Genomic DNA, 25,721 nt, shown 5'->3' on the forward strand with positions numbered 1-25,721 from the left:
ACCGTCCGATTGGACAGATAAAATATTCACTAATTTAATTCAACCAACAGGTATTCATAGAATTTCTTGCTCATGCCACCGTTGATATCGTCACCATTGGAAGTACGCGGGTCGCTCCAATCCTTACCTTTGGTGTTTACGTAGTCGTAACTGAAAGTAGAACGGAATTTCAGATTCTTCAGAAATTCATATTCACCATAAATGGTATTGAAAGCACGGGTCACGTATTCGCGCTGGTAGTCGTAAGCAGCCGACAGAGCAGGGTTACGGTCACCGTTACGGATAAAGCTGCGGTTCCAAGAACCATCTTCATTGTAAACGGCATCCGAAGGAACCACCGCATTGCGGGACGAATAGAAAGGAGAGGTATAGGATGTACCTTCGCCATACACATCTTGGTTGACCGTGGCAAACAGAATGTTAGCTCCTACTTTCAGGCGGTTGGTAGCTTGGTAATCCACATTCAAGCGACCGCTGATACGTTCTAAGCCTGAATTGACAGCAATACCTTCTTGCTTCAGATAAGAAAGTGAGGAATAGTATTTAAAACGGTCTGAGCCTCCTGAAAGAGAAGCCTCGTAAGATTCGTGATTTCCTTTCTGGAACATGACATCGTCCCAGTCTACATATCCGCACCAGGGCACGGGTGCAAAATCATCAATTTCCTTGTCGGCAGCGGCTATGGCCTCTTCCTCGCTTTTTCCTTTCAAGAGCTGGGCAGTCTTTAAGCCGTCGTAGATGTACTGGCGGCGTTCCGCTCCACCCATCACTGGACGGTAGTCCATCGCAAAGTCCGACTTACCCCAATCTGCCTTGAGCGAAATCTTGGGTTTGCCCATCTGGCCGTTCTTGGTCGTGATGACCACTACGCCGTTGGCAGCGCGCGAGCCGTAAAGGGAGGCAGCCGCAGCATCTTTGATTACCGTAACCGATTCAATATCGGAACTGTTGATGGTTGACATGATGTCGAGTCCTGCATCTGAACTCATGGTGTTGATGCTTCCCGAACGTACTGGTATACCGTCGATGACATAGAGCGGCGAATTGCTGGCATTGAATGAACCCATACCGCGGATGTTCAACGATGTGGAAGCACCTGGCTGTCCAGAGGGAGAAGAGAATTGCACACCTGGCGCATTGCCCTGCAACAAGTCTTTGAAAGAGGGGGTCGGTATGTCTTGCAATTTATCTGATTTCAAGTTAGAAGCAGAACCTGCATATGCCGACTTCTTGAACGTACCATAACCAGTCACTACCACTTCTTCCATCAGGTTGGCATCTGTGTGCAATTCTATCTTTACTTGCCGACCTGCGGTAGCTTTCACCTCTTGGCGTACATATCCCACATAGGATACCACCAATATAACCGATGCCTGTTCTACCTTGATGGAGAAATGTCCGTCCAAATCGGTAATCTGACCGTTGTTGCTCCCTTTCACCAAAACGTTGGCACCGATGATCGGTTCTCCTGTTTCGTCCACCACAATACCGGTGACTACATGTTCCTGCTCTATTACCTTCACCTCGTGGGCGGGACGGATAGCTATTGCATCATCTTTTACTGTATAGCTCAAGCCGCTATCTTTGAGGCAACGGTTCAGTACGGCAGAAATCTTCTCGTTTTTCACGTTCAGGTATTCAACCTTTACCTCTTTAACGTCGTTGGTACTGTAGATGAAAGTAAAGTCCGTTTGACGCTGAATTTCCCACAAGACGTCACTCAAAGTGGCATCCTTTAAATTTACTGTGACTGTTGCTTGTGCAAATGCCTTACCGGCTGCTTGCACAAAACCAATCATCATGAAACTGAAAAACAGGAATGCAATCCATATACGTTTTCCACTTTCCCAAAAACTGGTGTAACTCTGTTCTTTTGTCATAATTGAACAATTATTAATGGTTAGTATAGAATGTTATTGTTTTTCCATTGATTTCTACATGCACGTTCCCTGTCGCTTCCAGCAATTCAAGGAAAGGGTTAATCTCTTCGTAACGGTTCACGTAGCAACCGAAACGCTTGTTCTTCAATGTCTCGTTGGTATAGTTGACTTCGATATTATACCAACGTGCCAATATTTTCATGATTTCCTCCAGCCGTTGGTCTTTGAAGTTAATTTTTCCTTTCACCCACGAGGTGTAGAAAGCAGTCTCCACCGTGCACACCTGCATTTCTTCATCCCCCGGTCTCCACCGTGCTTGTTGCGAAGGTTTCAGTACCAAGGACCTTCCCCCCTCCGCATTCACCTTCACCGAACCGCTAACAAGGGTGGTCTGGTATTCTTCGCCTGGATAGGCGGATACATTGAACACTGTCCCCAATACCTCTATTTGCATCCCTTGGGTATGCACCACAAACGGTTGCTCGGATTGACTTACTTCAAAATAGGCTTCTCCTGTCAGTTCCACTTCCCGCTTTCCAGTACCAAACATCACCGGAAAACGCAAACTGCTCATAGAGTTGAGATGCACCTTTGTGCCATCATTTAGTACCAATGTGTATTCTCCTCCTTGGGGAATTTCCACCTTATTATATATAGGCATCGCTTGTTCCATTTTTTGTCGTGAGGCGCGGTAACTCAGTGTGGTGGAATCCACCTGAACTTGCTCGCCTACTAACCGTGCCTGTTGTTCACCTGCGTTTTTGTCCAAAAAGAGTATTTCTCCATTATCCAATGTAAGAATTGCCTTCGCCTCACCTGGCATTATCGGTAGGGCGGCTATTGCTAAATGGCTATCTTTTGCTGACGGAACTTCTATAACGTTTCGATACGTCAATATTGCGATCAAAACAGGTACCGCAAAGATGGCAGCACAGCGCAACATCACCAGGCATCTTTTTCTGAAGTTCATACGCTTGATTCGTCGTTCCACTTCCTTCCATCCCGTTTGCAAGTCATAGTTCTGCTTGCGTGCTTCGTGCCGTTCTCGGTACTCTTCATCGCAAATCCGTTGGAAAAGCAATTCATGCTCTTCGCTTTCCTTCCGCCATTCATCTAAGCACGTGCGTTCCTCCGGAGTGATACTATCGGACAAATAACCGGAGATTAGACGTGCCATGTGAAAATCTGCATTTATCATAATTTGACTTGTTTTAGAATCTCTTTTATTATAAGACAGGTTAATATGAAAACATGGTGAATCGTACTTAAGATTTTTTTTACTCATTGCTTTCCAAGTGGCAAATTATTCAAGCACGATACCTTTAGTTACAGGAAAAGTAGGAAGTAGCAATAATAGTAATTCGTGAGGTATTTGCGCAGTTTCTTATAAGCGCTTTTCTTAAGCGTATGTACTGTTTCGGGAGAGACTTGGAGGGTATCGGCAATTTCAGCATTCTTCTTTCCCTCCAAAGCCAACTGCATGATGCTTCTCATCTGCGGAGGTAACTTTCCTATGGCTTCCGAAAGTATTCTGAAAGTCTCCTCTTCCACCACAGCATCGTGGAAGAAGGTATCTGATTTCTTCGCCTTGATTTTCTGTTCGTATTCGTAGGCAACCTTGGAGTGTTCCAATTCGTTCAACGAGCGGTTGCGCACCATCGTGTAGAGAAAGGCTTTCACTTGGTGACGGTAGTAGAAATCATCTCGCAGTTGCCACAGTTTAACAAAGCCGTCTTGTACGATGTCGGCAGCCAGTTCCGGGTCTTCCACATATTGGCAAGCAAACGAACAGAGTGAACCATAATATGCCTTGAAGACATCATGGTACTCCTGTTCGTTCAATTTGATGCTGTTTCCCGTATTTAACCCCATTTTTTCTATTTTCAGCCGCTAAGATAGGGATTTATTAAAGAAAACTGTTCCTTTCCGGCAGAAAAACGGCAAACTTTCACGACTTCGTTTTAGTTTTTCATACGCGGAAGTTTTGAAAAAAGCGTGTTTAAAAGGAGGTGATATGCTGTTTCTACATACCTTCCTTTGTGCTTATTACCTCAAATACTTCATTAAACGTCTATTCTTTATAAGCAGTTATATACAATACCCCGTTGAAAATCTAAAATAGTTTCCGATCATTGCCTGCTTTGAGAATAAAAATGTATATTTGCGAAAACAAATGCTAATTTTTGAAACGTTATGAGTACAATCTTGCAATTAGCTCCACAGAATGTGTGGAAGCATTTTTATTCACTGACTCGGATTCCTCGTCCGTCTGGACACATGGAGAAGATCACTGAATTTCTGGTTGATTTCGGAAAAGGCTTGGGCTTGGAATCATTTGTCGATGAAGTAGGCAATGTCATTATCCGCAAAGCCGCTACTCCGGGTATGGAAAACCGCAAAGGAGTTATTCTGCAGGCACACATGGATATGGTGCCGCAAAAGAACAATGATACGGTTCACGACTTTACGAAAGACCCTATTGAAACTTATGTGGATGGCGACTGGCTGAAAGCCAAAGGAACGACACTGGGTGCAGACAACGGTTTGGGTGTTGCTGCTATTATGGCTGTATTAGAAGACGATAATCTGAAGCATGGACCGCTCGAAGCCTTGATTACGAAAGATGAAGAAACAGGTATGTATGGTGCCTTCGGTCTGAAACCGGGAACATTGAATGGAAAAATCCTGTTGAATCTTGACTCGGAAGACGAAGGTGAACTGTACATCGGTTGTGCTGGCGGACTGGATGTAACGGCTACGCTGGAATACCAGCAAGAAGCAGTTTCTGCCGGTCTTGTAGCACGCAAAATCACATTGAAAGGTTTGCGTGGAGGGCATTCCGGTTTGGAAATCAATCAAGGACGCGGAAATGCCAATAAACTGTTAGCGCGTGTAGCTCATGATATATTGATTGAGTTCGATTCCCAGTTGGCAAGTTTCGAAGGTGGCAATATGCGTAATGCCATTCCTCGCGAAGCCCATGCAGTGCTGGTGTTCAATCCCGAAGATACGGAAGGACTGGAAGATTACATCAAGGAATATGAGGCACAGATCAATGCCGAGTATGCCACTATTGAGAGTGACGTTACTCTGACAATAGAACCGGTTGAAGTTCCGTCTCATGTTGTTCCAGTGGAGATTCAGGACAACCTGATCAATGTGCTGATGGCATGTCAGGACGGTGTGATGCGTATGATTCCGACTGTGCCGGATACGGTGGAGACTTCTTCTAATCTGGCTATTGTGATTATCGGTGAGGGAAAGGCAGAAGTACGCATTTTGGCTCGCAGTTCTTGCGACACGATGAAGGACTTCTTGGCAGACAGTCTGACTGCGTGTTTTGCTATGGCAGGCATGAAAGTGGAGTTGAGCGGAAATTATTCCGGTTGGCAGCCAAATGTAGATTCACCTATCCTGCATGCCATGAGACTCTCTTATCAACAACAATTCGGTGTAGAACCCGCAGTGAAAGTTATTCATGCCGGTTTGGAATGCGGCATCATTGGTGCTAATTGTCCAGGACTGGATATGATTTCGTTCGGACCCACTTTGCGCTCTCCACACTCGCCGGATGAACGTGCTTTTATTCCGTCTGTTTCTAAGTTCTATAATTTCCTGACGGCGACATTAGAACAGACTCCAGAGGAGTAATTAAAATATGAAAAGAATGATTGGCGGGGCTATCCTTATCACAGGGATAGCCCCGCTTTTATTATCTATTATTTGTAGGCTGTTTTGTATCGGGTTGTACTTTGCAGTTTTTTCCCAGGTACGTCATGCAATTTCGGGCGGGTTGGGTGTATGTTGTATGTATTCATCCATTTTTCGAGGATGTCGCGCATCTTTTGCAACTCCTGATTGTATGCATTTTCCATAACCAGGTTTCTCATTTCTCCTCTGTCATTCTGCATGTCGAACAGCTGTTCGCGATGTCTTCCTTTATCGTAGAGCACGTATTTGTAACGTTCGCTGCGTACCATCCATCCTCTGGTTTTACTACCGTCAAACCGTGTCTCGGTAATGATGTATTCTTGATGAGGAGTCTGTGAATTTCCTTCTTCCGCTATTTTGCGGAAAGATTTACCGGCAGCTTCTTTGGGCATTTTGGCACCGGTCCAGTCGCATACGGTGGCGAAGAAGTCCACGCCGTTACTGATCAGTTGGGGTAATACAGTGCCGGCATGCTTCTTACCGGGAAGTGTCACGATAAAGGGGATGTTGACAATCTCTTCGTATAAGGCAGACTTCTGATTCCAATGATGGGCACCTATACCGTCGCCATGGTCACTCGAGAAGATGACTACTGTGTTTTCCCAAAGATTGTTTTTGTCGATGGCGTCAATGATCTTTCCGATCTCTTTATCTACTTTTTCTACCAGGCGGTAGTAGTTATAGCGATACATGCGCCAGTCCTCGGGAGTGAAGTGAGCTGTGGGATATACATTATAATTGTTGGTTCTTTCACTTTCGATGACATCGGCGTCATACGGATTCTTGGCAAAGTTGGCAGGCAGTCCCGGACAATCCCTGATATCGGGTATGTCAATGTTGCCGTATGGAAAGTTTTGACTGCGTGCATATTCGCAGATGTTATGCGGATTGTCGTATGAAGCTACTAGGAAGAACGGTTTTTTGTGTTTGCGCGACAGGTATTCGGCACAGGCTTCAGCAAGTCCGTCGTCGCTGTGGTGGTGAATTTGGTCAAAACCGTATTCCTTATCGGGGACGTCAAGTTCGGGAAGATGCCATTTACCACCGTAGGCGCAATCGTAACCTGCCTCTTTTACCAAGGTTCCCAAGGTCTGTGTCTGAAGGAAGTTGGGCATTGGTGTACTATTGACAGACAGACCCACCGCATCCGGATAGCATCCTGTAAACATGGCACCGCGTGACGGTCCGCTAAGTGGAGCCGTACAATAAGCGTTGTTAAACAAGATGCCGGCTTTTGCCAAGCGGTCGAGATTGGGAGTATGCAGGTCGGGATTTCCGGCACAACTCATGGCAGTGGCGGTATGCTGGTCGGTGAAGATATAGATGATGTTGGGGCGGTCGGTAGCCGAAGCTATGGATGAACATAGCAAAGGCAGACACGCCAAATGTTTCATTGAAATTTCTTTGATCATATTCTATTTATATAATTAATTGGTTAATTGTTTGAATTTTCGTAAGTGCTCAACTTGTTAGTAAACAAGACCTCAGCTGACAAGGAAATAAGAAGAATACTTCTTGCTCTAAAAAAACTATTATTTTCTCTTGTCAACTTGTTCCTTGTCAGCCTGTTTCTTGTCAGTCTGTCAACTACGAAGGTTGAACTTGTGGGACTTGATTGTTTATATCTCAAGTTCCGGCAAGGCATCGACCACTTTTTTCTCTACCCGCTTTCCGTCTACGCGGTCTATGATGGTCGTGGCACCTTTATTTGCATCATAGTTGAAGTCCAGCGAAACACCGTTCTGTTTGTTCTCAATGCGTAGGAACGCAGGTTTTCCCCCTTTCAGGTTGCATTCGATGGTCCATCCTTCTACAGTTATGCGGTTGCCTTCATGATGGATTGCAGCATCGGCACGGTTGTTTCCATGTACATCGATTATGTTGAGGAAACAGGCTTGGCTGCAAGGAACCGTCGTTGCCGTGAAATGATAATGGTTGGGAAGAACGTTGTCCGTCTTCTTTTTCCAGTCGATGGCGGCGACGAAAAAGGTATCCGTCTGTGCGTATGTCATTTTCTGTGAAGAATACAGATGGGCGATGGATACTCCGTCCGCCTTATTCCTTCCTGAGATGCATAGTCCGTCCTCTTCTTCTGCGACTTCCATAGGCAGCTCGGTCGTGTGTAACAGGTAGTTCCATGCGATCGGTTCTTTACTCTTCAGTTCATCGTAGACGACAAACAGTCCCGAACGTCCCAGTTGGACAATATGTCTTCGGAAGAAATCCACCTTGTTTTCGTCCCAGCCATTTGCGGGAGTAAACTGAGTGCCTGACAGGCGTCCGCGTTCCAGCCACAACGGAGAGACGACTTTTCCGTAAGCATGGGAAGCATCGCCCACAACGTAGGAGATCTCCTCGCCTTCGTAATAGCGCGGAATCCATCCGTAACCTTCCGTACCTATCTTTTGTCCCATCCCGTCCGCCAATATGGAGTTGTGGGCACGGGTATTCCGATAGGCATACATGCAATGGTCGTCCGTGAAGCCGGTGCGATGTCCGCTGCTGTAGAAGATGGCTTTGCCACCGAAGAAAGTATTGAATGCATTCTGATTGGCAAGCGCATGTGAGGTTGCACCGTAAGGACTACTGCGGAAAGAGAGCATGGCATTGTTGGCATGATGCCCGATGTCGGTAGTCATCAGTGCAGTACCTGTCTGGCTGAACACTTTGGTGGGAGGAAGTTCCGACAGATGGACACTATATGCGGGTCTCTCTTTCTTTGTCGTACAGCGGTACCAGGTCAGGTCCGCCGGTTTAATCTCAAATGGCTCCGATAAGGCATTGGGATTTTCCTGCATGATTTCGTGTACGTATGCTGCCGCCCACGGATTGTTGCATTCGCGTGCCAGTGCATCGGCATATCCTACGCGGCCTCCGTTCGGAGCATGTTGTCTCTCATGCGAGTTTCCGTGTCCGCCGGATTTGGAGAAGGGCGGTTGCTGGTAAATGACGTATAAGGCATTGTTGGCATACCAGGGATCGGCAAAGAAGTCGAAGCCGGATATGCGCGAGAAGAAGACAGGCACTTCGATCAGGGTACGTAGATTGACATGGAAATAAGCGTCTCCATTGTGCCATGCTCCGTCTGCATTCAGTCCCGGAAAGCGGGAAATCCATTCGTTGTAGCAATAATCCGTCCATACGGAAGCCTCCGGAATCTCTCCGACTGTGGCGAAGGCAGCCATTGTCAGGATGCGGAAAGTCATTTGCCATACATGATTGTCCGCAATGCGGTTCTCCAGATAGTTGACGTATTCGCCATAGAACTTACTTCCGATAGTCCGGATGTTGTCCAGCAGCAGTTGCTTCTCCGATGGAGACAACAGGTTGTAAAACCCGTCGTATGCCGATGTGCTCATAGACAACAGGGTACCCAGATTGAAGTCTCCTGCGAAATATTTGCTCTTCTGCCAAGAGAGGATTTCACTCAACCGGCTGATGCCTTCCCGGTAGAACCTCTCGTCTTTCGTCAGCAGGTAGGCGCGCACCAAGGCTTCCACATTGATTTCTTCCCGGTCTACTATTTTGCGGCTTTCGCGGATAAGAGCCGATTCACGCTGCACAACATTGGTCAAGGTGACCACGGTCGTCGTGTCGATCTCTTCTTGAAGGTGCTTCAACGGGTGGGAGAGGCATAGCGTAGCCTTGTCTATATAGGTGTGCGCTTCCTGATTATTCTTGTTCTTCGTGATGATATCTTCCCAATCATCCGCATCCAGTAATACACGCGGGTGGTGGGAAGAGTATTGTGCCAGAACCTTTTCCAAGGCAGGAGGATTGAATACCGGTGTATCTTTTCCGATATGGAACTGATAGACCGGTGACCACTCTTCCGTGCCTTCGGGGGTGACGTAGGCATGTTGCCAATACCACTTTCCTTGCGCCAACGGTTGGAAGGGATTGAAGAATGCCCAGGCACGTTCGCCGGTCAGGACACCTTTCCGGAACTCCTTGTCTTGGGAGATACGGATCCGGTAGAGTACTGCCGGCTTTTCGTCCACATGTCCCGGAACTCCGTCCAGCACAGGACCTAAGTGTGGAAACTTGTCGGGCCACATGAAGCGTGGGGGATTCACCGTGGCATATTCTCCATCCTCGGGCGAGGGAGTGGCACGCACCTCATGCATCAAGGTTTCTGAAGACACGGTTATTACAGCAGGCTGTTCGGTGTTGCTGCATGCCATCAATAGGCAAAGGGTAGGCAAGCTTAATAATATCTTTCTCATTTCAGATTTAGTTAGTTTGTTTTTTCTTGAACCTTAGCAACTCTCTCAGGCTGACCGTCTTATTGTTGACCAGCGGATGTGCCCAAAATCCGATAAAGGTGATGTATCCCATGAAAAGCAGGATAAGGAGCATTCCTGTGCGCAATGAAGTGGCATCGGATACCAGGCTGATAAGCAACGGACCACCTGCGCCGCCCACTATTCCTGAACAAAGGATGCCGGCAAAGGAACCGTGGTTCTGGTTCACCGTGTTCAGGGCGAGTGAGAATATGATGGAATACATCATAGAGATGCAGAAACCGATTGCCGGAAATGCCCATATCGCTACGTCTGCCGAACCGAACAGAGCAATCAGTAACAGTCCCATGGACAACACTCCTGAGATTTGCAGCAGGCGTTTGCTGTCTATCAGTTTCAGCAGGAACATGCCGAACAGGCAACCAATGGTCATTGAACCCCAGAAATAACTGATGCATTGTGCACCTACGCTTTGGGGATCGATACCATGATGCTGTTCCAGGAAGGTGCTCATGAAGATGGAAACGCCCTGCTCCGTGCTGACGTAGCAGAAGATACCTAAGAAGAAAAGCCATACATATCTTTGGCGGAACAATGTCTTGTAGGAAGAAGAAGAGCCACTTCGTTCATCCTCTTTCAGTTCGATACGTGGGAAACGGACGAGCGATACGATGATCAGCATGGCAAGCAACAGCACTGTGAACACCCAGTACAAGGAAACCCAAGGCAGGGCAACCGGAGTGACAGTGGCCAGGATATCCAGAAAGAAGTTCTCTCCCGGCTGATAAACCTCCGGTGCAAGTGCATGTATCAGCCAGGTGTAGACCAAAGGACTGACGAAAGAGGCCACTCCGAATACAAACTGCGCCAGTTCGGCAATGAATGCGTAGTTCTCCTCTCCGCCGACAACGCGTTGCAACGGATTGATTACTGTCTGTAACATCGCCATACCCAGACCGATGATGAAAGAGGAGAGAAGTAGCATCAGGTAGAAGGGAAAACAAGCAAACAGGACGGTACCGATAAACGGCATCAGGAAACCGGTGAACAATACCGGCTTTTCACCGTATTTGTCTATCAGGATACCTGCCGGTATCGACATGATGGCATACGCCAAGAAAAAAGAGGTCGGGATAAACCCTGCCATTGCCAAGTCCTTCAGTTCAAAGTTATGGATGATGTCGGGAATCAGAGGACCCAGGATATTCGTAATGAATGAAATGGTAAACCAGAACATCATGATCAATGCCAGCATACCCCATTTCTTGTTATTTCTCATAATATGTCGTTTTTTTAGTTGATTTTCTTTTTTAGTAGTTAAAGTAGTTAAGGAGTTGTTTTTTAGGGGGTAACTCCTTAACTCCTCAAAAAAACAACTCCTTAACTACTATACATTATAAGACTAATGATGCTGCTCCGATCAGTCCGGCCTTGTTGCCCAGTGCAGCGGCTACAATTTCCGTATTTAAGGCGCAGTCGGCTATCACATGCGCTTTGACTACTTTTCTGATCTCTTCCAAGTAGAAGCTGCCGGCTTCTGCCAGACCACCCCCTATGACGATACGCTGCGGGCTGAATATGTTGACGAATCCGGCAATACCTCTTCCCAGATAGTAGAAGTGATCGTTCATGCACTCCACCGCCAAAGGAAAACCTTCATGATAGAGCCGTACAATCAGTTCGCCGTTTATTTCCTCGTTGAATTTCAGGTTCCGTTCTTGTGCCGATGCACTGAACCGTCTTACCAGGGCGGAAGTGGAGGCGTAATGCTCCAAGCAACCGATTGCCCCGCAGGCACAACGCTCGCCGTTGGCAATCAAAGGGACATGCCCCAGTTCCGTTCCCCGGTTGGCGTAGCCATTGAACAGTTTGCCGTCGATGATGACAGCTCCTCCGATGCCGGTACCTACGGTCAGGAATACCACATGGGTACAACCTTTTCCCGCACCGTACTTCGTCTCTCCCAGTCCCATCAGGTTGGCGTCGTTACCCACGACTACCGGCAACTTTACCTGCTCTTCCAAGAGCGAAGCTATATCGATATTCTCCCAGCCTCTGATGTTTTCCGCACCTCCCAGTACGATACGGTTTGTCTCATCTACAATGCCCGGTGTGCCCAGTCCGATGCCCGTCACGGTCAGATTCTCTCTGGCAGCTTCACCTTTCAGCGTGGTGGCGGCCTTTATCAACTGTTCCGTGACTTTTGCGACCAAGACAGAAGCAAAAGAGGGTAATTTCCCCTCGAAGAGAGAATTACCCGCTTTATCCACCAAAGCATATTTTATAGATGTACCACCTAAATCAATGCCAATTGCATATTCCATAATTTATGATATAAAAAGAGGAAACATTATGTTCTTTCTACCCATATTGGAGAACTCCATGCCCACTGCTGGTCGCGTTGGCGAACGCGGATATAGTAGTAGTCCGTATCCCTTTCCGGTTCGGTATCCTCCATGTAGTGTTCGATCGTAAAGCAGCTCTCGGGCATTGCACGGTTGAACAGAATGGCCTCGCTCAACCAGCCTATCATGAAGTGCGAACGCGAACCTTCCAGCAGCTCGCCCAGCGAATGCTCGAATTTCTTGCCGTTGAATTCGGCGGTGATCATGCCGTCTTTGGGCATCGTCACATCCAGAATGACTGCCTGCATGGCAGGAGTAGTGGTGTTGGGGTTCTTTGAGCTATACATGTCCAGTTCCGTCTCAGTCTCCGTAACGGACAGGATGCGGTTGACTCTTGTCTCAAACTCGCTCTCTCCCGGTTGTGGAGAAGTGAAGGCAGCACCACGGAAGCAAGGTTCCACAGCATTGATCTTGCCTTTGCTGATAGATAGCTTGCCTTGCCAGTGTACGTACTGCTCTTCACGGTTCCATCCGAAATCAATCTTTACCTTACAACGTACCTTGTCTCCTTCCGGCATTTCCGGCAACAGCGGACCGCTCAAGCGGGCAATGCACTTTCTGTTCTTGATGATGTCTACGTAGTCGATGCAGCTGCCTCCCTCTACATTCAGGTAGATGCGGCGGCTGTTTCCGCGTACCACGTCACCCGGGAAGGCATCGTTCAACCGGAAATCTATATTGATCTTGTCGCCCGTAGCACAGCATACGTGGCGGTTCTTCATGGCTTCCCAGATATTGTCACGGGTCAGTGATTCGGCAAGAACACCTATACGTCCGTCGCCATAGCTGCCCGGATAGCCGGCATGCTGGTCGGTGGAGCCCATGATACCGAATTTCTTGCCTTGTTCCAGTCCGCATTGGATGGTGCCCTCCCATTGGCGTGGACCCATGTCGTGCAGGTAGTTATAGTCACCTTGGTCGCTTTCTGCCAGTCCGTGGCGGGAATACATCTCTACGAAGGGAGTCTGGTCTCCTTCGGTGAAGAAATTCCAGTTATATCCGCGGTAACCGGTCTGATAACCCATGTGGTGGGGTGTGATAAACACTTTGTGTCCGCGTGCCTTCTGCTTCCAGTCTTCGATGGAGGTACAGTCCACTAACGGTGCATCCAGATCATAGTTCAGTGCTACATGATCGCCATGCTCCATACTGTGCGCTTCGTAGCCAATGAAGGCAAGGAATTCTCCCTCCTTATTATACTCGTTGGTCATGGCTACATACTTTTCGTAGCCTCCTTCGCGCAGACGTTTGAAAGCGCCGATGTGGTAATCGATCACCCATTTCAGACGGGGATCGTCCGCACCGGGAATGTCGGGCCACATGGCATGGGGGGTAATGGATACGAAATCCAGTTGCTGTTTGGCAGCTTCGAATGCGGAACGCATGTCGCCGTGTCCGTATGTAATGTTACAGTGGTTGTGCAAGTCTCCCCAGAAATATTTCAGATTGCTGGCAGAGGGCATTATTTTCTTTGCAGCAGCAGTCCCATGTTGGCATGCGGACAGTAAACTGCCGGAAGCTGCCAGTCCGGCGAGGGACCAGCCTGTATGTTTCAAGAAACTTCTTCTATTCATGGTGTTATTCTATTTTATTTGTCGATGGAATCGGTTCTTTGGATAAATTCCGTCAACGGGTTATTCTTTTTTATCTGTTCTTCATAAATCGTCTGTCGCCTTTGAACAGTTCCTTTACTTTCTCGTCAGGGTCGTTGTCCTGATACTGTTGTTGGGTCTCTTTTAGCAGAGACAGCAGTTCGGCTTGTTTCTCGGCATATTCGGGATTGTCGAACACATTGGTCAGTTCGTTCGGGTCGTTCTTCAGGTCGTACATTTCCCATTCGTCCACGTCATTGTAGAAATGAATCAGTTTGAAGTCGGCGGTGCGGATACCGTAATGTCTCTTGACCGAATGCTCTGCCGGATATTCATAATAGTGGTAATAGGCAGCCTTTCTCCAGTCGGCAGGAGTTTTCCCTTCGTTCTCCAGGACGGGCTTGAGCGATTGTCCCTGGATGTCTTCCGGTATCTCCACTCCGGCAAAGTCCAGCAGGGTAGGAGCGAAGTCCACGTTCATGGCGATGGTGCTGGAAGTGCTTCCTGCCTTGATCGCTTTCGGGTAGCGGATGACCAGCGGCATGCGTTGGCACTCTTCGTACATGAAGCGCTTGTCGAACCAGCCATGCTCGCCCAGGAAGAAACCTTGGTCCGAAGTATAGATGATGATCGTATTGTCCAGCTCTCCGTTTTTCTCCAGATAGTTGAGCAGACGGCCTATGTTCTCATCCACGGCAACAATGGTGGCGAGGTAATCGCGCATGTATTGCTGGTATTTCCAGCTGATCAGCTCCTTGCCTTCCAGTTTGTTGTTGCGGTATTCCGAGATGCGTTTGGCGTATACCGAATCCCACTTGTCCTGCACGTCGGCCGGCATCCGCTTGTACACCTGATAAAGCCGGTTGGTGGTATCTTTCAGCATCTCTTCGCGCGTCAGCAGTTTCAGGTCCCAGTCGTTGGTCAAGGTATATTCGATGGACATATCCTGTTCCTTGGCTGCAGCACCTCTTCCTTCGTAGGTATCGAAGAGGGTGGCGGGTTCGGGGAAGACGGTGTTGTTGAACATGCCCAGATGACGGGGAGCCGGCATCCAGTTGCGATGCGGTGCTTTCTGATGATACATCATGCAGAAAGGCTTACTTTTATCCCGGTGCTCCAGGTAGTCGATGGCCTTGTCGGTAATTATGTCGGTGGCGTACCCCTGCTCTATAATCTGCTTTCCGTTTTCGTTGAAATCGGGATTGTAGTAGTCGCCTTGCTCATGCTGGCCTGTCAGTATGCACCAGTAGTCGAATCCCTGAGGTTCGGTGATCAGGTGCCACTTGCCGATGATTGAAGTCTCGTAACCGGCGGCTTGCAGCAGTTTCGGGAAAGTCTGCTGGCTACCGTCGAAGGTGCTGGCATTGTCCGTGAAGCCGTTGATGTGGCTAAACTTGCCTGTCAGGACGCAAGCTCTCGATGGACCGGACAGGGCATTGACCGCATAGCAATTGTCCATGCGGACACCTTCGTTGGCTATCCTATCCATGTTGGGGGTCTGCAACAAGCGACCACCGTAGCAGGACATCGCCTGCGTGGTGTGGTCGTCTGTCATCATGAATATGATATTCGGACGTTTCACCTCTTCTTTGCCGGAACTGCATGCAGACATGCCGATGGTAGTCAGAGGAAGAAATAAGTAGGATAAGCGATTCATTCTAAAAATCTTTATAGTTTATATTCCAGTTGGCGTTTCTTGCCGTCAACAGATATCTCTATTTTCACTCCGTTCTCGTCGAATGCCTTGTTCAGGAATTTGGCTTTGAATGTGGGGAAAGAAGCGGCGTCTTTCGACGGATAGATGATGGTGATGTAGCGTACGTTCTCCGTGGCTTTCTTCTCTGCGTCGAAGGAGACGGCAGCACGGGGAACACGCAGACGGTAGGCTGTAGAACGCCAACCCTCTTTCTCTTTCACCGTGATTTTCTTGTCGGAGAAGCATTGCAGTTTCACGTTGCTCGGTCCGTCGTAGGCTGTAGTCAGGATGTGGTTCTTTACGTTTACGTTGACCGTACCTTCACACAAGTGGTAATTCAGATTGACCGTTCCTTGTACATTGCCCACGGCTTCATCCACGATGACGAAGTACGTTTGGTCTACAAAGAAGACTGCGCGGCGGTGTTTCAGCCCGTCGTAGTGGGGATTCTCAGTGACCAACACCTGCTCGTTGCCTTCGGACTTCCAGAGTTTCGTTACGGATTCCGTGGTTTGCAAGTTCTTCTCGTCCAGTGTCAGCGTGTTGTGGGAACAGGTACGACGGAACCAGTTACGCAGTTTCATCACTTCTTTGTCGCCTGCATAAACGTACGATCCGCTGTCCGGGAAGAGGTTTTTGCCATTGAACCAAAGTTCGAAAGTGCCGTTGTCCGGCTGGCAGTGCCATTCTCCTTTAGGACCGGCTTTCACCACCATTACCGTAGCATCCTGCTTCCATCCGTTTCTGAAGGTGAAGAATCCGGAAGTCAGTGCGCCATGAGAGAGGTTGGGCAGGGGAGCGCCTTCGCGTCCTTCGGTGGCATAATAGCGGATCCATGCACAGTCGGGGAATAGCTTGAGCCAATCCTTGTAGTTCTGGATCTCTGCCGGGCGGTCTCCCAACTTAGCATCGCTGAAGCAGGGATTACTGTAGTCGGGGAAACAGATATTGGAATAAAATTCAATCATGTTCTTCACTGTCTCTACGTATTCGGCAGGGAACTCTTGGCGGAATCCGTTGACGTCTGCCATGCGCAGAGCTTTGCAGAAGATATTGATGGATGCCAAGTGATAGTGCGGGTCAAGCTCGTATTGTCCACCATCGGCATAGACTTGCTTCTTTATCTCACGATTCAGGATACTGATACCGCTCTTTCTCCACGCTGAGGCTTCCTTGAATTCGGGGAAGAATGCGCCGGCATATACCATTCGCTGTGCTTCGAACAGCAGATGGTTGCCTTGGTCAGAGTAGTTGCCTAAGATATGCAGGGCATGGCGGTGATAGTTGACCAGAAACTCGGTCAGGAACTCCGGAGTGAACGCTTTCGAGGAGACGAACAGCAGGAATTGCAGTGTCTGGTCCTGCAAGCGATTGCTGACTTCCAGCGGGCGCCATGCAAAACGTACGTTCTCAGCATTTCCTTTTACTTCGCCTGCGCTCACCAACTCATACTCTTCTTTCTCTACCTGTGTCAATGGGTTCTTCTTTATCCAGTCTATGTATTGGAATGCCCATTCCTTGGCATACTTCTCATCGCCTGAGATCCGGTAGGCCTTTCCCATCGGGGTGAACCATTTGTGGCGGTGCAACTGCCAACGTAACTCGTTGTCTTGCACGGGCCAGTATTGCCAGTTGATGTCCTTGCCGTAATTGTAAGAGGGTTGGTAACCATAGTGTACAAAGAATGTGTGTTCCAAGGCATCGTCCGCCCACTTCTGTTCGGTCTGTGAGATCTTGATGTTATTCAAGTCAAGGTCCGGATGGGCTATGCCGGTGCGTTGGCGGTAGTAGTCCAATAAGGCTTGAGCGGCTTCGTCCCATTGTTGTTGGTCACATGCGGCTTTCACTTTCTCCAGTCCCGGATAGTCCAGGTTCAGCAGGTCGAAAGCCTCCTTCCGGAGCTGTTGCGCTTGTGTGCACAAGGCAATCAGCAGGAAGGTAAAGCTAACTATATATCTTGTTATCCTCATAGTATATTGTTTTTATTTAGAGCGATTTGTAATCCAGTCCTTTCACCTGCATGTAGCGGATCAGGGCTTCCAGATAGTAATAATCGGCATAATTGATCGGGGTGTCAATCTCCGAACCATTGGGCAGTGAACCTACAGAGTGCATCAAGATGAATCCTTGGTTTGTGCCGACCTTTGCCAGATAAGCATCGGAAGAGAGGGATTTCAGCAGTTTCTCGGCATAATCCAAGTAAACTTGTCCGTCTTCTATCAACGTGCTGAGTTCTATCAGGGCAGAAGCAGTGATAGAAGCAGCAGATGCATCGCGGGGTGTTTCCGGCATGTCAGGTGCATCGTAATCCCAGAGGGGAATGGCATCGTCGGTTTTTACGCACTTCATAATCATGTTTGCGATGTTCTTTGCCTGTTGCAGGAAGAGTGTATCTTTTGATTCGCGATAGCAGGAGGTATATCCGTATACTCCCCATGCCTGTCCGCGTGCCCATGAAGAATCGTCGTTTTTGCCTTGGTGCGTGCACTTCAGTTCTACGTTGCCGTCGTTTTTGTAACTTACTACGTGATAGGATGAATAGTCTTCTCTGAAATGGTTTTTCAGTGTCGTTTCTGCATGCTTCAGTGCTATATCCTTATATTTGGGATTATTGGTAAGATGATTGACATAAAACAGCAGATCGAGGTTCATCATGTTATCAATAATCACAGGGAAATTCCATTTTCCGAAGTCCCATGAGCGGATACAGCCAATATTCGGGTTGAAGCGGTCGCACAAGTTGTCGGCAGTCTGTACCAATATGGACTGGATGCTGTCTGCCGGTGCCAGACGGTTTGCATTGCCATAGCTACAGTTCATCATGAATCCGATGTCGTGTGTGCCGGTGTATTTTCTTACCGGATACAGGTAGTTGGTGAATTTGGCGGCACTTGCTTTCAGGTTTTCCTTTCCGGTGAGTTGATAGGCATACCACAGGTTGCCGGGGAAGAAACCGCTGGTCCAATCGTAGATGGAACCGCAATACCGACGGCTTCCTATAGACGCCTTTATCGGTTTTACACGCAAAGAATCCTTGAAGGTTGAAGGATCTCTCTGCAACTGGTTGCAAAGGAAGTCCATGTCGTAGCCCGTCCAAATGGCACGCGGCAATAAAACAGAATCTCCTACATCGGCTACAGTCTCTTCTAACTGTTGTACAGAAGTGTCTATCGCATTCTTCAGCCAGCTGTAGTCCTCTTTAGGTTGGTTGGAAGAGCAGCTGGAAAAGCCTTGCAATGCGGCTACTGTGTAGCAAAATAGTAAAATCTTTTTCATAAAATAAGTATTGTTTAGATAAAGACATGATGGAGAGAGTAGGGAATGTGCTTCCTCTCTCTCCATCATATTATTTAGCAAATTAATTGTATTCCATAAAATTATTCATAACCCGGATTGTTCTTGTTTTCCAATGCGGGGTTGGACTGTATTTCACCCAGCGGTATGGGGAACAGTTCGTGTTTTCCTTTGACAAACTTGTCGCCAGCCACATATTTTCCTTTGAGCGAAGCGTCCATCTTGTCTTGGAAGAGACGTAATGTCTCGGCCAAAAATCCCCAGCGCAGCAAGTCGTACTTACGTTGTCCTTCGAAGGCCAACTCAAAACCACGTTCCCAGTAGAGGGCGGTACGGAATTTACCTGCTTCGTCAGAATCATCGATGTACGGCAGGTCGTACACTTTCGGAGCTTTCATCAGGCTACTGTAGTTTTCAGCGGTGATAGGAGTTGCTTGTGCACGTGTGCGCACTAAATTCAACAGTCTCCATGCTTCGGAAGTGTTGCCGGTTTCGTTGTAAGCTTCGGCTGCCATCAGCACAGCGTCTGCATAGCGTATGGGGCAGTAGTTTGCACCTACGTTGTTCGGATCTACATAGCCTTTGGGCATCCATTCCCTGCGCCATTTTCCGGGATACCAGTCGGCCACCTTTTTGTTTTCGGTCTTGACGTGCCCTTTTTCTTTATCCCATTTGTACTGATAGGTGCATACCATGACGTCTCTACGTTCGTCGGTATCTTCGAAGAAGGCTTTCCATGCAGGAAGTACGCGGAAGAAAGCGTTGGCACGTCCCATATTCTCAGAAGCATTTCCTGACGGTGCTGCCACTAATGGTCCGTTGTAGGTGCCCCAGTTTCCGGCATTGTCTCTATAGCCTTCACCGGTCGGGTTGAAAGCAATTTCCCACAGGCTCTCTTGTGAGTTCAGTACACCTGCGGAGTAGCCTTTGAACAGTTCCACGAATCCACCGTCATAGAAATTGTGGTAACCTTTGGTTTGGATAGAGTTCCATTCGGTAATTACTGCGTTGAAGTACTCTTTTCTCTTGGCATCGTCCGGACGGGTCAACTGTTTGTCCTGTTGCAGGCTGTAGCCGGCACGCTGTAGGTAGACACGCATCAACAGGGCATGTGCGGCACTCTGTGAGGGTGTTTCCGGTGACAGGGAGGCTTTGCCTTTTTGCAGGTTCTCTTTGGCAAAGTTCAAGTCGTCGATAATCTGGTCGTAAATGGTCTCGCGGCTGACACGTCCGTTGAAAGCATCTTCGTATGTAAAAGTACATTTTGTTTTGAACGGTACGTCTCCCCAATATTTAACCAAGTCGAAAGCCAAGAAAGCACGGAGGAATTTAGCTTGGGCTACCAGTTCTTTTAAGCTGGTATCTCCTTCGTAGCCGGCCATGCCTTCTATTCCTTCAATGGCAAGGTTTGCACGGTCTATTCCTAAATATTTGAACTTCCATATACTTGCAACCCAAGTGTTTGTAGACTTCACCATGTAGTGGGCGATGTCACGGCGTGTATTGTCTGTACCGGTACCGTTTATATAATAAGTATCATCCGATGCAGGCATTGCCATCTCGTCTTGGCCATAATGTCCTAATTCGGATAAGCAATCGTAAATACCTATCACAGCCATTTGAGCCTGGTTGTATGTCTTGAAGTAATTATCTCTCTCATAATATGCAGTCGGTTCCTCCGTCAGATCACATGAAGCAAATCCTGCTGCAATCAGTGCGCTTAGCGCAAATACTTTATATTTTTTCATTATATTCTCCTTTTAAGGTTCGTTAGAATGCTAAGTTAATACCGAAAACGAATGAACGGCTCTTGGGGTAAGCACCGAAGTCTACACCCGGAGTCAGTCCGTTACCCATAGTGGACACTTCAGGATCGAAACCTGAGTATTTGGTCCATGTCAGCAGGTTGGAACCTGTGGCATAAATGCGCAGTTTGCTGATGCCTGCTTTGCTGAGCCATTTTTTCGGGAGAGTATAACCTAATGTGATGTTGCTCAACTTCAGGAATGAACCGTCTTCCACTGCCCATGAGTGGATGTAAGTGTCACCGACTTCGTTGTCGTAGATGGCTGCTACAGTCTTGTTCTGGTTGAGTTCTGCCATTTCCTGCGGATTGCTAATCAGTTCGCCCTGCTTGTTTACCAATACCCAACGATGTTTGGAATCGGCTATGGCAAGTACGTTCTTGTTTTGTAATGCAGTCTTGGTATTCGTCAGTTTGGTGGCATTAAGCACGTCATTACCTATACTGTAGGTCAAGAAGAAGCTGAGATCGAAATCTTTGTAAGTGAACGTGTTGTTGATACCTCCATACAACTTGGGATAGGCATGTCCGATGACGGTCTTGTCTGCTTCCGTTATCTTGTTGTCATCGCTACCGTCTACGTTCTTGAACTTCCACATACCGGGTTTCATGTCTTCTTTTTTGCCAACAAAAGGAATACCGTCTTTCAATACGTAGGTGTTGGTCTCTGCATCATAATTGAAATCGGATACCTGATAGAGACCATCGGTTACGTAGCCGTACATCTGACCCAAAGGTCGGTTTACACCAATGATGTGCGTGTTTTGGCTATAACCGAAGTTGGCTTCCCAAAGCTGTACTTCTTCTCCAGTCAGTTTTTTTACGGAGTTCTTGTTATGCGACAGCGTTACGGCTGTGTTCCAAGTGAAATTTTTGGTCACAATGTTGGCCGAGTTGATGGTCAAGTCGATACCCTTGTTCTCTGTTTCACCGGCATTGATGATCATGCCGTCGTATCCGGATGAGGTAGGCATCTTGGCGTTCAACAACAAATTACTGCTTCGGTTGATGTAGAATTCGGGAGAGATGGTTAGACGTTGGTTAAAGAATCCGAAGTCGAGACCAAAGTTGAATGTTTTGTTGGCTTCCCATTTCAAGTTGACGTTAGGAATCTGTTTGAGCGCATAACCGGGCTGTGTGGAGTCTCCGTTGGGATAGGTTACTGAACCCAACATCGGTAAGCTGAGGTAGCTGTTGATACGGTTGTTACCTGCCATACCGTAGCCGATGCGCATTTTCAGGTCGGAGAAGATGTTCAAGTTCTTGATGAAATCCTCTTCTCCCATACGCCATGCTGCAGAGAATGCGGGGAAGTAACCCCATTTGTTGTTCTTACCGAACTTGGAAGAACCGTCGGCGCGGAACGAAGCAGTAAACAGATACTTATCCTTGAAACCGTAGTTGAAGCGGGCGAAGAAAGAGAGTAGCTTGTCATCATAGTTTTCCGTTGATTCGGCCAAGGTAGGCAAACCTAATGACAGGTCTCCCAGACCGATATCATCGTTGGGGAAATTGGCTGCTGCTGCTTTGAAACTGCGGGTCCAGCGGTCTACGTATTCTTGACCTACCATGGCGGTCACATCGTGTCCTTTGCCCGACCAGTTGTAGTTCAGTACATTGGAGGTTTGGAAACTACCGTTCTCCACGTTCTGGATGCTACCGTTGATGCTGGAACGCTTGGCGGTGATGGACTTGTCTCCGAAGAAGATATCATTGCGGCGTGTCTGGTAGCGCATACCGGTGGTGTTGCGGAACGACAGACCTTTGAATAATTTGAATGTGAATCCACCGTTTGCTTGGAATGTGCGGTATTCGCGGTCTTTAGTTTCTTCGGCTGCGGAGAGTAAAGGATTCTGCATCACGTTGCCGGTATCGTCTACGAAGATGGGGTCTTCGTCTTCCAATAACATGTCATCTGTGCCGTTAATACCTATCGTAGGGCGATATTGTAGGATATGCTGCATTTTGTTGAAACGGTCGCCTCCTTCGGATGTACCCATACCATAGATTTTCATTTGGTCGTAGCTGATGCGCGCGTTGATACTCAGACGGTCGTTCACTTTGTGGTTCATGTTGAACGAGATGTTGTGCTTTTTGCTGCCGCTGAACACCATAGCACCTTCTTCATCATAATAAGAGTATGCCAAATTGTAATTTAGCTTGTCTGTTCCTCCAGAAACGCCTACGCGGTAGTTTTGCGTCAATGCCGTGCGTCCCAAAGTCAGATCCTGCCAATCGAGACCTTTACGGTTGGCATAGTTCTTCTCAAGATCACTGTAGTTGCCATAAATTTTGGTGAAACTTTCAATGTCCTTGTCGATGTCCTCCTGTGTCTTGGCATCGTACACGCGACGTTCAAAGTCAAGCATGGCAAATTCGTATGGTGACAGTACGTCCAATGTCTTTGCAATCTTCTTGAATCCGACGTAGGTGTCGAATGTGACGGTCGTCTTTCCGCCTTTGCCACCGCTCTTTGTGGTGATAACTACTACACCGTTGGCACCGCGCGCACCGTAGATGGCAGTTGCAGAAGCGTCCTTCAAGATGTCAATGGTCTCGATTTCAGCAGGATCGAGGGTAGACATGCCGTCTTCGCTGGGGAAACCATCAATTATGTAGAGAGGTTCGTTACTTTGTGTAATGGAGATACCACCACGCACACGGATTGAGATGGATGCACCTGGAGCACCTTCGCTCTGCATCACCTGCACACCGGCCATACGACCTGCCAAAGCTTGGGTGATGTCACTTGTGGGGACTTTGGAAAGTTCCTTGCTGTTGACGGAGGCTACAGATCCGGTCAGGTCTTTACGTTTCACTGTAGCATAACCAATAGCAACAACTTCATCCAGCATTACGGCATCAGCTTGCAGGGTGACATTGATTACACTTTGGTTGTTCACTTTCACTTCTTGCGTAGTCATTCCGACGTAGGAGAAAACGAGTACGGCTTTCGAAGGGTTATCTACTGTTAGTGTATAGTTACCGTCAATGTCGGTCACTGTACCTACTCCGGCAGCGCCTTTCACGGTTACGCTACCTCCAATCACTTCATATCCTTCACTGTCGATTACCTTACCGGTCACTTTCAGGCTCTGTGCATAAGTAGCCATGCTGACAGTGGCGAGGACAAACATTAAAAATAAAACTTTTAATTTGTACATAAATTGATAAATCTAAGGTTTAACTTCTCTTTGGAGTTTTTCCTATGGCAAAGATATAAGGATGTTCTGTTATGGAGTTATAACTTTGTTTTGAATGCTTTCAGTATTCTCTTTTGAGAATATTAATCTTGTTCAAAATATGATGTTTTTGTTTAAAAGCGGGGATAAACACCTTGCTGAGGCCATATACAGTACCTTTTGAGGCTTATCCGGACTCGTAGTGATGATGCATTTTATATCCGTTTTATCATCCGATATTTCGAGCGATCCGGTAGTCTGTCATTCCTGGATTGTCCCGGGCTTTGTGTCTGATTCCCGTGGGGTTTTCCGGACAAATGCGGGGCAACGTTCCGGCAAACCCCAGGGGATACGGTAACAAATGCGGCGGCTTTTTACCCGTACTTCGGCTCTCTACGTTGCAAGCGAGCGTTCCACAGGGAGTGGTCGTCGGCATGTGTAGGGGTGTTGTTGGAGGTGGGGGGACCGTTGTACATGCGGTATCCTGCCAATCGCTGCTCGTGGGCGGTAGGGTTTGTCGGACGGGGATATTCCGGTCGTTCATGGTATTTTCCGTCTTTTCCTGTTCCTGCTCTTTTTCTTCTTCTTCTTCTTTTTCTGTAGAAGAAATATTTTTTCTTTCTTTCTCTTTTTCTTTATTTATATATATGGGCGTGTTTGTGTTGTTTGTTTCAAAGGAATTGTGTTCAAATACCTGTTTATCAGCATATTCAAACTGCTTTTGTGACGTTTTTCTCACTTGTTTTCCACTGTTTTCCGCTTGTTTTCCGTCAAAAATCGCTTGTTTTTCATTAAAAATCGCTTGTTTTTCGTCATTTTCCGTTCGTTTTTTGTCATTTTTCGCTTGTTTTCCGCTGTTTTTTGATGGATTTTCGTCGTTTTTCAGCGGATTTTCATTGAAAACGGACGGATTTTCGCTGTTTTTTGTCTGTTTTCTGCTGTTTTTTGCTTCGTTTCTGCTATTTTTTGCTTCAGAGCTATCATCAGAAATGATAAAAGTAAAGTTGTTTTTTGCTTCGTTTCTGCTGTTCTTCCGGCTTGTTTTGTTTCCCCTCTGCGACTTTGCGGGCATGTCTTTGCGGGTTGTCTCTTCATTGATTGTCCCTCCTTCGCATTTCAGTTTCAGGGGGATGATATATCCTTTTTCAATCTCGAACAGGCCGGATTCCAGCACCACTTGTTTCATTAGTCTGTAGGTGTAGTACTTGGTCGCAAAGGGTTTCAAGTTTTCCAGCCGGCAGCACTTTTTGGGGAAGAAGGACAGTTTTTCTCGGATATACCAGTACAATCCGTAGCCTTTGCCGTGCAGCTTTTCCTCCAGTGCATGTATTCGCGGGTCGAACGAAGCTGCGATGGGATGTGTGAAATAGAAGTTTGTCGTCATTGTTTTTTCTCCTTTCTGAAAAAATGTTAGCTCAGGTTTCGTAAGCGAGACTTGAGCGGGGAACAAGATAACGAGAAGACAAAGGTACAAGGGAAAAACACTTGCTTGTCCATAAAGCCAGATGTTATAACTTGCACTTTCCTCCTTATCAACTTGTTAACAGAATTCTTGTCTACTAAAAAGTTGAGTTTGTGAAACTTGTGACATCAGATGGCTGTCACCGGGCCAGTGGAAAGCAAACTCCTATGGTGTTAGAATTAGCTTGCATTCACGGTTAGAAGCAGATATCCCAGTTCGTTGCGCTCCGTCTTCGGGGACTCCATGCGAGGGACGGGGCTAATCTCTAATATGGATTGGAAAAATATCCTTAAACGGAATAAAAATACTGCTTACATTTCTAAAAGCCAAATCCAGTAGCGTTTTTTAGTCTAAAAGCATGAATTCTTTATTCTTTTTAACTTTGCGAAGGCGTAAGGTAACTATTCAGCGAATCGAATACAATCATGTTGGTCAGCAACAATTTTAGAAT

Annotated in this window: 14 protein-coding genes and 1 pseudogene; 1 reads left to right on the forward strand and 14 read right to left on the reverse strand. The window is 47.4% G+C overall.

Annotation, left to right across the window (positions count from 1 at the left end; all coding sequences use genetic code 11):
- Positions 1-50 precede the first annotated feature (50 nt).
- The 3 genes and pseudogenes from QZ323_RS11800 to QZ323_RS11810 form a co-directional block, all read right to left on the reverse strand.
- Positions 51-1,880, reverse strand: a pseudogene (locus QZ323_RS11800) (SusC/RagA family TonB-linked outer membrane protein); the annotation flags it as partial.
- 13 nt (positions 1,881-1,893) lie between these two features.
- Positions 1,894-3,078 (reverse strand): FecR domain-containing protein, encoded by a 1,185-nt coding sequence (locus tag QZ323_RS11805; RefSeq protein ID WP_363175078.1) that lies wholly within the window; start codon positions 3,076-3,078, stop codon positions 1,894-1,896.
- A gap of 128 nt (positions 3,079-3,206) precedes the next feature.
- Positions 3,207-3,752 carry an RNA polymerase sigma-70 factor gene (locus QZ323_RS11810; protein WP_294634897.1) on the reverse strand — a complete coding sequence of 182 codons (546 nt, stop codon included), beginning with the start codon at positions 3,750-3,752 and terminating at the stop codon, positions 3,207-3,209.
- A 321-nt stretch (positions 3,753-4,073) separates the two neighbouring features.
- On the opposite strand from QZ323_RS11810, the gene QZ323_RS11815 reads away from it, so the two are divergent.
- Positions 4,074-5,531 carry an aminoacyl-histidine dipeptidase gene (locus tag QZ323_RS11815; protein WP_294634898.1) on the forward strand — a complete coding sequence of 486 codons (1,458 nt, stop codon included), beginning with the start codon at positions 4,074-4,076 and terminating at the stop codon, positions 5,529-5,531.
- A gap of 68 nt (positions 5,532-5,599) precedes the next feature.
- Here the strand turns inward: QZ323_RS11815 and QZ323_RS11820 are convergent, their stop codons facing one another.
- The 11 genes from QZ323_RS11820 to QZ323_RS11870 all read right to left on the reverse strand — a co-directional run bounded on the left by QZ323_RS11820 (position 5,600) and on the right by QZ323_RS11870 (position 25,192).
- Complete coding sequence (locus tag QZ323_RS11820) at positions 5,600-6,985, reverse strand: sulfatase-like hydrolase/transferase (RefSeq protein ID WP_294634899.1); 1,386 nt, start codon at positions 6,983-6,985, stop codon at positions 5,600-5,602.
- A gap of 225 nt (positions 6,986-7,210) precedes the next feature.
- The gene (locus QZ323_RS11825; RefSeq protein ID WP_294634900.1) at positions 7,211-9,817 is read right to left on the reverse strand and encodes a DUF4962 domain-containing protein; all 2,607 of its coding nucleotides are present in this window, start codon (positions 9,815-9,817) and stop codon (positions 7,211-7,213) included.
- A gap of 7 nt (positions 9,818-9,824) precedes the next feature.
- Positions 9,825-11,114, reverse strand: a complete 1,290-nt coding sequence (locus tag QZ323_RS11830; RefSeq protein WP_294634901.1) for a sugar MFS transporter — start codon at positions 11,112-11,114, stop codon at positions 9,825-9,827.
- A 115-nt stretch (positions 11,115-11,229) separates the two neighbouring features.
- Positions 11,230-12,159: an ROK family protein gene (locus QZ323_RS11835; protein WP_294634902.1), complete on the reverse strand. Its 930-nt coding sequence runs from the start codon at positions 12,157-12,159 to the stop codon at positions 11,230-11,232.
- A gap of 26 nt (positions 12,160-12,185) precedes the next feature.
- Positions 12,186-13,814, reverse strand: a complete 1,629-nt coding sequence (locus QZ323_RS11840; protein ID WP_294634903.1) for a Tat pathway signal sequence — start codon at positions 13,812-13,814, stop codon at positions 12,186-12,188.
- Between the two features lie 70 nt (positions 13,815-13,884).
- Positions 13,885-15,489, reverse strand: a complete 1,605-nt coding sequence (locus tag QZ323_RS11845) for a sulfatase (protein WP_294634904.1) — start codon at positions 15,487-15,489, stop codon at positions 13,885-13,887.
- A gap of 11 nt (positions 15,490-15,500) precedes the next feature.
- Positions 15,501-17,498: a heparin-sulfate lyase HepC gene (gene hepC, locus QZ323_RS11850; protein WP_294634905.1), complete on the reverse strand. Its 1,998-nt coding sequence runs from the start codon at positions 17,496-17,498 to the stop codon at positions 15,501-15,503.
- Between the two features lie 16 nt (positions 17,499-17,514).
- Positions 17,515-18,804 (reverse strand): DUF4995 domain-containing protein, encoded by a 1,290-nt coding sequence (locus QZ323_RS11855; RefSeq protein WP_294634906.1) that lies wholly within the window; start codon positions 18,802-18,804, stop codon positions 17,515-17,517.
- A 101-nt stretch (positions 18,805-18,905) separates the two neighbouring features.
- Positions 18,906-20,570, reverse strand: a complete 1,665-nt coding sequence (locus QZ323_RS11860; RefSeq protein WP_294634907.1) for a RagB/SusD family nutrient uptake outer membrane protein — start codon at positions 20,568-20,570, stop codon at positions 18,906-18,908.
- A gap of 22 nt (positions 20,571-20,592) precedes the next feature.
- Positions 20,593-23,790 carry a TonB-dependent receptor gene (locus QZ323_RS11865; protein ID WP_294634908.1) on the reverse strand — a complete coding sequence of 1,066 codons (3,198 nt, stop codon included), beginning with the start codon at positions 23,788-23,790 and terminating at the stop codon, positions 20,593-20,595.
- Positions 23,791-24,037: 247 nt separating this feature from the next.
- Entirely contained in the window at positions 24,038-25,192 is a 1,155-nt protein-coding gene (locus QZ323_RS11870) for a hypothetical protein (protein ID WP_294634909.1), read from the reverse strand.
- Between the last annotated feature and the right edge of the window lie 529 nt (positions 25,193-25,721).

Source organism: uncultured Bacteroides sp., from assembly GCF_910585845.1.
GTDB lineage: Bacteria > Bacteroidota > Bacteroidia > Bacteroidales > Bacteroidaceae > Bacteroides.

What these genes read in the sequence shown, in the direction of transcription:
- QZ323_RS11805 (WP_363175078.1), bottom strand. Translation starts at nt 3,078, where the DNA reads ATGATAAATGCAGATTTTCACATGGCACGTCTAATCTCCGGTTATTTG.
- QZ323_RS11810 (WP_294634897.1), bottom strand. Translation starts at nt 3,752, where the DNA reads ATGGGGTTAAATACGGGAAACAGCATCAAATTGAACGAACAGGAGTAC.
- QZ323_RS11815 (WP_294634898.1), top strand. Translation starts at nt 4,074, where the DNA reads ATGAGTACAATCTTGCAATTAGCTCCACAGAATGTGTGGAAGCATTTT.
- QZ323_RS11820 (WP_294634899.1), bottom strand. Translation starts at nt 6,985, where the DNA reads ATGAAACATTTGGCGTGTCTGCCTTTGCTATGTTCATCCATAGCTTCG.
- QZ323_RS11825 (WP_294634900.1), bottom strand. Translation starts at nt 9,817, where the DNA reads ATGAGAAAGATATTATTAAGCTTGCCTACCCTTTGCCTATTGATGGCA.
- QZ323_RS11830 (WP_294634901.1), bottom strand. Translation starts at nt 11,114, where the DNA reads ATGAGAAATAACAAGAAATGGGGTATGCTGGCATTGATCATGATGTTC.
- QZ323_RS11835 (WP_294634902.1), bottom strand. Translation starts at nt 12,159, where the DNA reads ATGGAATATGCAATTGGCATTGATTTAGGTGGTACATCTATAAAATAT.
- QZ323_RS11840 (WP_294634903.1), bottom strand. Translation starts at nt 13,814, where the DNA reads ATGAATAGAAGAAGTTTCTTGAAACATACAGGCTGGTCCCTCGCCGGA.
- QZ323_RS11845 (WP_294634904.1), bottom strand. Translation starts at nt 15,489, where the DNA reads ATGAATCGCTTATCCTACTTATTTCTTCCTCTGACTACCATCGGCATG.
- hepC (WP_294634905.1), bottom strand. Translation starts at nt 17,498, where the DNA reads ATGAGGATAACAAGATATATAGTTAGCTTTACCTTCCTGCTGATTGCC.
- QZ323_RS11855 (WP_294634906.1), bottom strand. Translation starts at nt 18,804, where the DNA reads ATGAAAAAGATTTTACTATTTTGCTACACAGTAGCCGCATTGCAAGGC.
- QZ323_RS11860 (WP_294634907.1), bottom strand. Translation starts at nt 20,570, where the DNA reads ATGAAAAAATATAAAGTATTTGCGCTAAGCGCACTGATTGCAGCAGGA.
- QZ323_RS11865 (WP_294634908.1), bottom strand. Translation starts at nt 23,790, where the DNA reads ATGTACAAATTAAAAGTTTTATTTTTAATGTTTGTCCTCGCCACTGTC.
- QZ323_RS11870 (WP_294634909.1), bottom strand. Translation starts at nt 25,192, where the DNA reads ATGACGACAAACTTCTATTTCACACATCCCATCGCAGCTTCGTTCGAC.